At 30.1% G+C, this 13,112-nt stretch carries 8 protein-coding genes; all 8 read right to left on the bottom strand.

Going from position 1 to position 13,112, the window contains the following annotated elements; all coding sequences use genetic code 11:
• Positions 1-111: 111 nt before the first annotated feature.
• Positions 112-1,122, bottom strand: a complete 1,011-nt coding sequence (locus tag BLS77_RS02185; RefSeq protein WP_089966498.1) for a YeiH family protein — start codon at positions 1,120-1,122, stop codon at positions 112-114.
• A gap of 205 nt (positions 1,123-1,327) precedes the next feature.
• Positions 1,328-2,206, bottom strand: coding sequence for a LysR family transcriptional regulator (locus tag BLS77_RS02180; RefSeq protein WP_089965339.1), 879 nt, complete (start codon positions 2,204-2,206; stop codon positions 1,328-1,330).
• 168 nt (positions 2,207-2,374) lie between these two features.
• Positions 2,375-2,665 carry a DUF3329 domain-containing protein gene (locus tag BLS77_RS02175; RefSeq protein ID WP_089965336.1) on the bottom strand — a complete coding sequence of 97 codons (291 nt, stop codon included), beginning with the start codon at positions 2,663-2,665 and terminating at the stop codon, positions 2,375-2,377.
• Between the two features lie 230 nt (positions 2,666-2,895).
• Complete coding sequence (locus BLS77_RS02170; RefSeq protein WP_089965333.1) at positions 2,896-4,323, bottom strand: amino acid permease; 1,428 nt, start codon at positions 4,321-4,323, stop codon at positions 2,896-2,898.
• Positions 4,324-4,711: 388 nt separating this feature from the next.
• Positions 4,712-5,947 (bottom strand): NCS2 family permease, encoded by a 1,236-nt coding sequence (locus BLS77_RS02165; RefSeq protein WP_423231021.1) that lies wholly within the window; start codon positions 5,945-5,947, stop codon positions 4,712-4,714.
• 367 nt (positions 5,948-6,314) lie between these two features.
• Positions 6,315-7,805, bottom strand: coding sequence for a glutamate synthase subunit beta (locus BLS77_RS02160; RefSeq protein WP_089965328.1), 1,491 nt, complete (start codon positions 7,803-7,805; stop codon positions 6,315-6,317).
• 14 nt (positions 7,806-7,819) lie between these two features.
• The gene (gltB, locus tag BLS77_RS02155; RefSeq protein ID WP_089965325.1) at positions 7,820-12,388 is read right to left on the bottom strand and encodes a glutamate synthase large subunit; all 4,569 of its coding nucleotides are present in this window, start codon (positions 12,386-12,388) and stop codon (positions 7,820-7,822) included.
• 163 nt (positions 12,389-12,551) lie between these two features.
• On the bottom strand, positions 12,552-13,100 hold the full coding sequence (locus tag BLS77_RS02150; protein ID WP_089965323.1) for an ANTAR domain-containing response regulator: 549 nt from the start codon (positions 13,098-13,100) through the stop codon (positions 12,552-12,554).
• Positions 13,101-13,112 lie beyond the last annotated feature (12 nt).

Here is a 13,112-nt window from a genome sequence, read left to right as displayed (position 1 = left end):
TTAATAAGATAATAAAAGCTAAATCTTTTTTTAAGATTAAGCTTTTATTTTGCAAGTTTATTTTATTTTCATTCACGTTCTTGTTTTGAAATTGCCTTATACACATTTTTTCTATATTAATATTTTAATAAGTACTATTGCAAATACTATTTGGCAAACTGCTACTATTCCCCCATAAAGCATAGCCATAGGACCTTCGTTTATTAAGTCTTTTATCTTAACTCTCATACCTATCCCTGCTAGAGCTATAATTTCAAAGTTCCCACTTATCCATTTAAATAAGGATGATAACACTCCCGGAACTAATCCTAAAGTGTAAATTATACTAACTATGAAAAAACCAGTTATATACCATGGAATGCCAACACTAACTTCTTTTTCATTTTTAGAACTATTATTATTTTTACTTTTCACATCTTCATTAACATCTATTTTAGAGAATATAATTACAACTGCAACTAAAAGTATAATTCTTATAATTTTAAATACTGTTGCCATCCTAACTATATCTTCCCCTATGAATTTAGCTGACCCAATAACTTGTCCAACAGATTGTAAAACTCCACCCATCATAGCTGAGCTTTCTAAAACTGAGTTATTATAAAGTGCTGATGTTATTAAAGGTAATAATACCATTAATATTGTTCCTACAACATTTACTATTGTTATAGATATTACTTTATCTGATTCATCTGCTTCTATAACTGGAGCTGTTGCTCCAATGGCTGAGGAACCACATACTGCATTACCTGAAGCCATTAGCAACGAAAACTTCTTGTTAAAGCCAAGCTTCCTACCTATGAAATATGCAACTAATATTGTTAAAGTCATTTGAATAACTATAAAGGTTACTCCATTTAATCCTAATGCTGCTATTTCCATTATATTTAAATTTGCCCCCATTAAAATAATTGAATAATTCAATAAATTTTTTTCTGCAAATTTAGTACCTAAGTCAAATACTTTTTTATGAAAAATAGTGTTTCCAGCTAATATTCCAATAAATATTGCAAAGGTAGCTGCTCCAATAGTCGAAAACTGATTTCCTAATATTTCTGATATAATTCCAATTATTAAACAAATAAATAATCCTGGAGCTATCTTTTGTATTTTTGTTTGCATATAATCACCGTCCATATGTATTCTCTTTACTTTTATTAAAATCTTATATAATCTCTAAAGGAACTTTTTCACTTTCTTACTTAATTATATTTGTTTATTGCTAAAAGGTAAAATATCATTTTTTTATATGTTCAATAGGTTTTTAATTATATGTATAAAAAATAATAGCTCATTATTCTGAGCTATTATTTTTTGAAGTACCTTATTAGTTATATTTTGAAAATTCAATAAATTCTTTCATATTATTTGAAATAAACTTATCCTTATGAGTTATAAGGAGCAATTCTCTTTTTATTTTTCTCCCCTCTATCCTAAAACAATTTAAATCCCCATATCTAAGTTTTTCTTCTATACATTTCTCAGAAACACACCCTATTCCTAAGTTAGCTTCTACAGTCTTCTTTATAGCTTCTGTATTTCCAAGTTCTAAAAATATATCATAATTAATTTCTTTGCTTTTCAAATAATTTTCTATTATTTCTCTGCTACCACTGCCATATTCCCTCATAATTAGCTTTTCACCACTTAAGTCATCAGCTTTAATTACGTTAATATTTTTCCATTTATGATCATTTCCACAGATAAATACTAATTCATCTTCCCAAATTTTTTCTATATTTATTTCTCTTGATTTTACTTCACCTTCTACATATGCAAAATCTACTTTATTCTGTAATATTAAGTTTTTAATATTAGTAGTGTTCTCTATTATTATAGATATTTCTATATCCTTATATTTCTCTGAAAAAGATTTTATAATATCTGGCAAAATATAAATTCCAATAGTTGTACTAGCCCCTATTGTAATTCTACCTTTAGAATTATGTGCATAATCATTTAATGTTTTCATTCCTTCATCATAAAGATTAAGTATTCTTCTTGTATAATTTAAAAACAACTCTCCTTCACCTGTTAAAAATAACTTTTTCCCTATTCTATCAAATAGTTTTACTCCAACTTCATTTTCTAATTCATGAATACTTTGGCTTATAGATGGTTGACTTATATACATATCTCTAGCAACCTTAGTCATATTTAAACATAAAGCAGTTTCATAAAATATTTTTAATTTTCTAAAATTCATAATTATTATCACCTCATCATTTAAATTGATTTATTACATTAGTTATCTTCAAAAACATTGTTATTCTGAATTTTTAAGCTTCTTAAAAAAAATTAAGTTTTTAATATTTAATATAGAAAAGCAAATAAGACATTTGCTTCTAAAATGCAAATGTCTTATTGTTATATTTTATTCTACATCCTTATAATCAACATCTATAACATCTGAAATTTCATCTTCATCCTGTACATTTCCAGTTGAATATTGTGATTTATCATTTGAATCATATGTTTTTTGATGGCTATTACTTGAATATCCTCTTTTCTTTTGAATAAAATACCCTTTAATTTTAAAATACACGAAAAGTATTGCTCCTATTAATAACATCCAAGGTAAAGCGCTTAAAAATAAGCTTGCAACTAACGACACTACCATAAATCCTAATATCATATATATAATTGTTTTAAATGTATTATTCATAGTCAATCTCCCATCCTATACTCATTTTTTTAATTTTATTGTTTTAAGAACCTTTGTTTCTATTCCCCAATTATACAACATTATTTTTTAAAATGCAATAAGTGATAAACTATATTTTATTAAGAGTTTATTAATAACTTTGGTTAAACTTTGTTATTTTATAATAAAAGAACTGCTCTTCCTAAGAAAAACAGTTCTTTTATTATGTTAGGTATCTTCAAAAAGATGCCTTAAGCTTGTTTATTACCCTTTGCAATTTGTGGTAATATAAGTCCAAGTCCTACTAATACAAATGGTGTTCCAACATTAAGTGTTATTTGGAACCACCATTCCTTAGTAAATGTTTCTATTCCAGTTGGGAACATACCCATAATACAAGCAAATGCTGTAAATATGAAACACCAGACTCCAACTCCTAACGCTAGTTTATCATTCTTTAGGAATTTATAATCTGAGTGGAATTTATCTGAGGCTTTCTTAACCATTACAAATGCTAAGAACACCCAAAGATATCTTAATGGCATTACCACTGAATTAAGTTTTAATAACCACTTAAATAGTGAATTCATATCACCAATTCCAAGTGCTGGAACTATTATTAATATACCAACAAGTACTGCTGTCATTAAATATCCATTAATATGAGCGCCATGTTTATTTACTTTAGTTAATCCATCTGGTATAAAGTTTTTATCTGCATCTCCAAGTAAAATCTTTAGAGGCGCATCTATTGAAAATACTAATGCTGAAACTTGAGCTAATACGTTAGATAATGCATAAATTACTAAGAAGAAGTTTCCTACTCCATAATATTCTCCAAGTGTTTGGAATGCATAATATTGACCATTCATCATTAAATCTTTTGGTATATTGTTTGCATCAAACATCATTCCCATTGCTACTGATCCAAGTAATGCTGAAATCGCAACCATTATTGCTAAAACTATCATTCCCTTTGGGAATTCTTTACTTGGTTTATTCATACTGTTTACATAAGGAGAAATTTTTTCACATCCTCCAACTGCAAACACTAGCATTGAAAGTGTTGTAAAATATGCAAAGTTAAACTCTGGCATTATAGTTTTAAATGTAATATCAGTTGTTGCTGGAGTTATTCCTCTTATTGCTGGAGCTGTTACCATTAAAACAATGTATAACATAGACATAACAAATACTGATATTCCTGCAACTGTTCCTATTTTCTTAAGTGAAGTTACTCCTCTTGAAGCTATCCATAAGAATCCTAAGAATATAGCTAATGCTATCATCTGAGCTGTAAGTGGTTTCATGTCATTTACTAAATTTCCATTTTGATTGAAAATCCAACCTATTCCTATTAAAACCGATTGAGGTTTTTGTGCTAAATACGGTACATGTACTACCCAATAAGTCCATCCTGCAAAGTAAGCAAGTGTAGGCCCCATAGTTTCTCTTATCCATGAGCTTACTCCACCATTACTATCTTTAAAAGTTGATCCAAGTTCACCAACCATTAATGCATAAGGAACAAAATATAATGCAATAATTAATACCCATGATACAATTACAGTTAACCCTTGATTTGCAAAGTTGTTAACAACATTACCAAATCCCCAAACTGATACGAAGGCCATTAAGGCGAGGTTGTACCACCTAATTTTTTTTGCTTGATCATCCATATATAATTCCTCCTAATAGTCTACTTTTACGTAAATAAATATAAAATTATTTCTATTCTTATTTTACCAATTTTTTTACCTTTCGACAACTTCCATTTTTGTCAGACTATTCTTTATTTATCATTTTTTTAATTATTTTATTTTTTTTTTATTAATTATTAATTTTTTTTAACTTACCTCTACCATATTGCTATATTGTCCCGAAAATTGTTATTATATTCACATTTACCGCTTTATCACGTTAAATAGAAAAAGCATATATCACCCCAAGGAATAAAGTATACGCAAAAAGTGGATTCCTAAGAATCCACTTTTCATTTCTGGATATATTAAAATCAATTTCGATATATTCCTTTATTTTTTATTATTATTAATTTCTAATAAATATCTAAATAATAAATTTAAGTATAAATACAAGCCCTAGTATTACCGTAGTAATACTTATGTCTTTTCTTTTCCCAGTAAATAATTTTAATAATATATACGATACAACTCCAAATACAATACCATCTGAAATACTATATGACAGCGGCATCATTATTATTGTTAAAAATGCTGGAAGCGCTTCTGTCCAATCTGTAAGATCTATTTCTTTAATTGGTTCTAACATAAATAACCCAACCAAAACCAAGGCTGAAGCTGTTACTGCTGGTGTTATAATACCAAACACTGGAGCAAAGAATAATGCAAGTGCAAACATTATAGCTGTAGAAACTGCTGTTAACCCTGTTCTTCCACCTTCTGCAACTCCTGCTGCACTTTCTACAAAAGTACTTACTGTGCTTGTGCCAAGACATGCTCCAACAGTTGTTCCAATTGCATCTGAAAGTAATGCTTTTTTAATGTTTGGAACTTTCCCATTTTCATCAAGCATTTTTGCTTTTGTAGTAACTCCAACTAAAGTTCCTATAGTATCAAACATATCCATAAATAGTAATGTAAATAATACTACAAGCATATCTAGAGAGAAAATATTATTCCATTCAAATTTCATAAATACTGAATCTATTGATGGTGGCATACTCATAAGTCTTTGTGGCATAGGAGTAATTCCCATTGGCATTCCAATAATTGCTGTTGCTATCATTCCAAAGAATAATGCACCTTTAACATTCATAGCCATTAATATTCCAGTAATTATTATACCAACTATAGCAAGTAACGCAGGCCCTTTAGTTATATCTCCAAGGGTTAATAGAGTTCCACTGCCTTGTACTACTACACCTGCTCCTTCAAGCCCTATAAGAGCAATTAATAAACCAATACCAACTGATATTGCTTTTTTAATATTTGAAGGGATTGAATCAACAATTGCTTCACGAATATTAAATAGAGTTAATAAAATAAATATAATACCCTCTAAAAATACTGCTGTTAATGCAAATTTAAAAGAATATCCCATTGTAACTACTATGGTAAATGCAAAAAATGCATTTAATCCCATTCCTGGAGCTTGTGCAAATGGTAATTTTGCATATAATCCCATTATAAGAGTTGAAATTACTGCTGAAATAGCTGTTGCTGTAAATACCGCTCCACTATCCATTCTAGCAGCTGATAATATCGCTGGGTTAACTATTAGTATATATGCCATTGTCATAAATGTAGTTAGCCCTGCAAGCATTTCTGTTTTCACATTTGTGCCATTCTTTGTTAACCCAAAATAATTATCTAAAATTTTATTAGCCTTATCTGATTTTTTCATTTATTTACCTCTTTCCTGTTTTAGGCATTTTTTAAGATACCTTAATTATAATTCCATGAACTATATTACAACATTTAAAGATAAATTCCAACCCCAAAAGCGAATATTTGTTTATTTTTTTTCATTTAACTTATGCAATAACCTTTACATAGCTGAAATTTTATAAAAATTTGAAATTAACATTCGCCTTTTCAATTTACCATTTTTCTTATATCTATACTACTGATTTACTATTTTAGAAATAAAAAGTGGCTTTCACCACTTTTTTTGTTTTATAATCCTTTAATTATTTATTTGGCACTTCCTTATTCTCTTCAAGATAATTATTAACAACATCTGCAACTGCACGACCTTCATTAATTGCCCAAACTACTAATGATTGACCACGCCTTGCATCTCCAGCTGTAAATATTTTTTCTCTATTAGTTCTAAAATCACCATATTCACCAATAATATTTCCTCTATTATCTAAATGAACTTCAAAAGCATCTTTTATATAATCTTCTGTCCCTATAAATCCCATTGCTAGTAATACAATATCGGCTTCTACTGTTTTTTCCGATCCTTCTACCTCTGTGCAAGTAAATCTACCTGTATCATCACTTCTCCATTCCATATTCACTGTTACTACAGCCTTTAAATTCCCTTCTGAGTCTCCTATAAATTTCTTTACACTTTTGCAGTATTTTCTAGGATCTTCACCATTTAACTCAATAAATTCTTTTTGTCCATAATCAGTTTTAGAAATTCTTGCCCATTGTGGCCAAGGGTTATTTAAAGCTCTTTCATTTGGCATTTCATCCATTATTTCTAATTGCATTATTGATGTAGCCCCATGTCTTAGAGATGTTGCAACACAATCTGTACCTGTGTCTCCACCACCAATTATAATTACTTTTTTATCCTTTACATCTATATATTTTTTATCTTGAAAATTTGAATCAAGTAAGCTTTTAGTATTAGCCTTTAAGAAATCTACTGCATAATAGATTCCTTTTATTTCTCTTCCCTCTTCTTTTAAATCCCTTGGTTTTGAAGAACCTGTAGCTAAAACCACTGCATCATAATCAGTTAATACTTTTCTTACTGGATAGTTCTTCCCTACATTTGTATTTATAGCAAATTCTATACCTTCTTCTTTTAATAAGTTAACTCTTCTATCTATAACTCTTTTATCAAGTTTCATATTTGGTATTCCATACATTAACAATCCACCAATTCTATCATCTCTTTCAAAAACAGTTACCAAATGTCCATTTTTATTTAAACTATCTGCTGCTGCAAGGCCTGAAGGTCCCGATCCTATTACCGCAACTTTTTTCCCAGTTCTATTAGTTGGAGGATTTGCCTTTATTAATCCTTCTTCAAATCCTCTATCTATAATAGATTTCTCATTTTCTTTTATGGTAACCGAAGGGGCATTAATACCTACTGTGCAGGCAGATTCACAAGGTGCAGGACAAACCCTACCTGTAAACTCTGGAAAATTATTTGTCTTAAGTAATCTGCTTAAAGCGAGTTTCCATTTACCTCTATATATTAAATCATTCCATTCTGGAATTAAATTATTTATAGGACATCCCGATGCCATTCCATTAATCATAATTCCTGATTGGCAAAATGGAACTCCACAATCCATACATCTTGCCCCTTGATTTTCTTGTTCACCTTTTGAAAGAAGGCTATTAAACTCATTCCAATGCTTTAATCTATCTAAAGGTTTTTCGCTTTCACCCTCTCTTCTTTCAAACTCTAGAAAACCTGTTGTTTTACCCATGAATTAACGCCTCCTTATTTATTAGTTTTAGTTTTTTCAACAAATGCTGCAAGTAATGCTACGTCGCCTTCTAACCCTTCTTTTTGCTTTTGCTCAAGTATTTTAATCATACGTTTATAATCTTTAGGAATAACCTTCTTAAATCTTAGTACTACCTCATCAAAGTTTTCTAATATTCTAGTTCCCTTTGCTGATTTTGTTTCATTAACATGCTCTTCAATTAAACATTTAAGACTCTTAACGTCATCTTCTTCTAATGTTTCTACAAATACCATTTCTTCATTTACCTTATTTTTAAATGTATCAAATTCATCAAGTACATAAGCTATTCCACCACTCATACCTGCTGCAAAGTTTACTCCAACTTCTCCAAGTACAACAATTTTTCCACCAGTCATATATTCAAGGCCATGATCTCCAAGCCCTTCAACTACAGCTATAGCTCCAGAGTTTCTTACAGCAAATCTTTCTCCTGCAATACCATTTATCAATATTTTTCCTGAAGTTGCTCCATAAAGAGCTACATTTCCTATAATTATATTCTCCTCTGCAACTAAGTTACAGTTACTTGGAACATAAACTATAATTTTTCCACCTGATAGGCCTTTACCTAAGTAATCATTTGAATCACCTTCAACCTGCAGAGTTAATCCACTTGGTATAAACGCCCCAAAGCTTTGACCACCTGCACCATTACATTTAATTCTAATAGTGTCTTCTGCTAAACCATTCGATTTATATATTCTTGTTATTTCAGAGCCTAATATTGTTCCAAGAGTTCTATTTGTATTTGTTATATCTATTTCAAACTTCACTTTTTCTCCAGAATCTAAAGCAGTTTTAGCTTTAGATAAGAAAAGAGTACTATCTATAACTTCATCTAATTTATGATTATATTTTTTCTCTTTATTAAACCTTAAGCCTTTACTACCTTCAAATTGTGATTCATTAAAAATTGAACTTAAATTAACCTTGCTTATTTTGCTTCCTGATAAATCTTCCTTTTGTTTCAGTTTATCTATTCTACCTACCATTTCATCTAGATTCCTAAATCCAAGTTTCGCCATGTATTCTCTAAGTTCTTCAGCAACGAAGTACATGAAATTCACAACATATTCTGGTTTCCCTTTAAATCTTTTTCTAAGTTCTGAATTTTGAGTAGCTATTCCTACAGGACAAGTATCTAAATTACAAACTCTCATCATTACACAACCTAATGCAACTAAAGGTGCTGTTGCAAATGCAAACTCCTCTGCTCCAAGTAATGTAGCTATAGCCACATCCCGTCCAGACATAAGTTTACCATCTGTTTCAAGTACAACCCTTTCCCTTAGCCCATTCATAATTAATGTTTGTTGAGCTTCTGCAAGGCCAATTTCCCATGGAATTCCTGCATGTTTAACAGAAGTTCTTGGTGCTGCACCTGTTCCTCCATCATACCCGGATATTACAATTACATCAGCTCCACCCTTAGCAACTCCCGCTGCAATTGTTCCAACTCCAGTTTCTGAAACTAGTTTAACAGACACTCTTGCCTTTAAATTAGCATTTTTAAGATCATAAATTAATTGCGCTAAATCTTCAATTGAATAAATATCATGATGTGGTGGTGGTGATATAAGCCCAACCCCTGCCGTTGATTTCCTTGTTTTAGCAATCCATGGATATACCTTACTTGCAGGCAATTGCCCACCTTCTCCTGGTTTTGCCCCTTGAGCAACTTTTATTTGAAGTTCATCTGCATTAACTAGATATTCTGAAGTTACTCCAAATCTACCTGATGCTATTTGTTTTATTGATGATCTTCTTAAATCACCATTTTCATCAGCAATCCATCTAAGAGCATCTTCTCCACCTTCACCAGTGTTAGATTTTCCACCAATTCTATTCATAGCTATTGCTAATGCTTCATGAGCCTCTTTTGAAATTGATCCATAAGACATAGCTCCAGTTTTAAATCTTTTAACAATAGATTCAACCGATTCAACCTCATCTAAAGAAACTGCATAATCAGTATAGTTGAATTCCATAAGCCCTCTTAAGTTTAAATGACTCTCTTCCCTATTTAAAAGAGCAGTATATTCCTTAAACAACTTATAATCTCCATTTTTTGTAGCTTCTTGTAACTTATGAATTACTAAAGGATTATATAGATGTTCTTCTTTTCCACTTCTAACTTTATCTGTTCCAAGAGAATCTAAACTAAAGTCATAATTAACAATATGCTTATTAAAGGCTTCTTTATGATTTTTCAAGCATTCATCTTGAATTTCACTTAAACCTATTCCTCCAATTCTGGTAATAGTATTAGTAAAGTATTTATCTATTACCTCTGTGCTTATTCCTAAAGCTTCAAACATTTGAGCTCCTTGATAAGATTGAACTGTAGATATACCCATTTTAGATAATATCTTAACAATTCCCTTTAATATAGCTTTGTTAAAATTATAAACTCCCTGTTTATAATCTAAATCTAATAATTCTACTTCTATTAATTCCTCTATAGCTGAGTATGCTAAATATGGATTAATTGCACAGGCTCCATATCCTAGCAATGTAGCAAAATGATGAATTTCTCTTGGTTCTCCACTTTCTACTATAATTGCTACTCTAGTTCTCATACCTTTTTTAACTAAATGATGATGTAACCCTGCAAGGGCTAATAGTGATGGAATTGGTAAATTTTCTTCATCTACTTCCCTATCACTTAAAATAAATATATTAAAGCCTTCTTCATAGGCTTTATCTGCCTCAATAAATAATTTCTCTAATGAATTTTCTAAAGAATCTTTTCCATTATTTTTATTAAATAATGTTTTTAATACCTTAACTTTAAACCCATCTCTTTTTATTCCCTTTATTTTAGCTAATTCTTCATCAGAAATAATTGGATTGTCCAATCTAATTTGATTACAATTAGTTTTTGAATCATTTAATATATTTCCTTCTGTTCCTAAATAAACATTTGTAGCTGTAACTATTTCTTCTCTTATTGCATCTATTGGTGGATTAGTTACTTGTGCAAATAATTGTTTAAAATAGTTAAATAGAGGTTGACTATCTTTAGATAAAATTGCAATTGGAGAATCTATACCCATCGCCACTAAAGGCTCTTCTGCTGATTCTGCCATTTTCAATATATTGTTTTTTAAATCTTCATAACCATATCCAAATACTCTTTCAAGTCTACTTCTATTTTCCTTATTTAATGATAATACTTCACCTTCATTACAAGGAAGTTTATCCAAAGTTACAAGTCCATCTTCTAGCCACTCACTATAAGGATTTTCTGACTCATACTTTTCTTTTAATTCCTCATCATCAATTAACTCACCTGTCTTAGTATCAACAATTAACATTTTACCTGGAGTTAATCTTCCCTTATATTTTATTTCTTCATTTCTTATATCTAAAGCTCCAACTTCTGATGCTAAAATCAAATGTCCATCTTCTGTAACGTAATATCTAGCTGGTCTAAGCCCGTTTCTATCCAGTACTGCGCCTAATTTTTCACCGTCAGTAAATACTATTGCAGATGGTCCATCCCAAGGTTCCATTAATGTTGCATTATATTCATAAAATGCTTTTCTTGATGGTTTCATTGACTTAGATTTAACCCAAGGTTCTGGAACCAACATCATTACTGCTCTAGTTAAGTCTCTACCATTCATAGTTAAAAACTCTAAAGTATTATCTAAAATTGCAGAATCTGAACCTTCTTTATTTATAATTGGAAGTACTTTTTGAAGGTCATCTCCTAAAACTTCAGAAACAAGCCCGGCTTCTCTTGAATAAACTCTATTTACATTACCTCTTAAGGTATTAATTTCTCCATTATGAATCATATATCTATTAGGATGTGCTCTTTCCCAGCTTGGGAAAGTATTTGTACTATATCTTGAATGCACAAGAGCGATAGCTGATTCTAATTTAGCACTTTTTAAATCTATATAAAAACTCCTAAGTTGAGTAGATAATAGCATTCCTTTATAAACTATAGTTTTTGAGGAAAGAGATGCAATATAGAAAGTATCCTTATTTAAATAAGAATTTTTATCTACTGCCTTTTCTATTCTTCTTCTTAACAAGTATAATTTTCTTTCAAAATCAATACCTTTATTAACGTTACTTGGTTTTCCTATAATTGGTTGAAGGAAATAAGGCATAACATCTATAGCACCCTGTCCTAAATTATTTTTGTCTATAGGAACTTTTCTCCAAGCTAATAATTCTAGTCCTTCTTCTCTTACAATAGCCTCAACTAAGGTTTTACTCTCATCTCTAATTATTTTTTTAGTAGATAAAAAGAACATACCAACAGCATATTCTCCTTCACCTGGAATAATTATACCAAGTTTCTGTCCCTCTTCCTTAAAAAATCTATGTGGTATCTGAAACAATATTCCTGCACCATCTCCTATATTATCCTCGGCACCCATACCACCTCTATGTTCTAAATTTTCTAGTATGTTTAAACAATCCTCTATTACTTTATGTGATTTTATTCCTTTAATATTTGCTATTGCTCCAATTCCGCAAGCATCATGCTCAAAAGAACTGTTATATAACCCATTATTTTTCATATAATATCCCCCTTCCCTATTTGGGTATTTTAAAAATATAGGATATCTAAAAAAATATCCTATTAATATTGACTATTTATTTTTTTTGAAGATACCTAAGATAAATTAAGATCAATAATAACATGTATTATTGATCTTAATTCATATTATATCATAACTAATGTTATATTATTTCCTTAGCTACTTCATCCATTTTACGACCAGTCATCATACTGGTTTTTTGAATATATTTAAAGGCTTCATTTTCCGATAACCCCATTGTCTCCATGAGGATTCCTTTTGCTTTTTCTATATTCTTTCTTTCCTCAATTTTACATTCTAAACTTTCAACTTTTTCCTTAAGTTTATGCAATTTCTTTTGACCTTGAAATATCATATCTATTGCATTTCCAAGCACTACTTTGTTTATTGGATTACTTATACAGAACATATCTGTACTTTCTTGTACGAAAGATTTATATGGTTCATTTACAAGTGCAAGGAAGCTACAGGTTTCTGATAAAGCATTATATACTTCATTTATATTCATATCTACTAAGTTATAGCCTATTAAGATTAAACACTGATCATATATTAATGCTCTTCTTATTAACTCACTTCCTGATGTACATACCGCTACAACCTCATAGCCTTCGGTACATAGCATATCTCTAATTTTTTCTGCTTTTTCTAAATTATTTAATGCTACCATCACAACTTGATTAGCCCTCATATAAACCCCATC

The sequence above is a fragment of the Clostridium gasigenes genome, assembly GCF_900104115.1.
Lineage (GTDB): Bacteria > Bacillota > Clostridia > Clostridiales > Clostridiaceae > Clostridium > Clostridium gasigenes.
The sequence above is the reverse complement of the archived record's forward strand: the minus strand, read 5'-3'. Positions and strand labels throughout refer to the sequence as shown.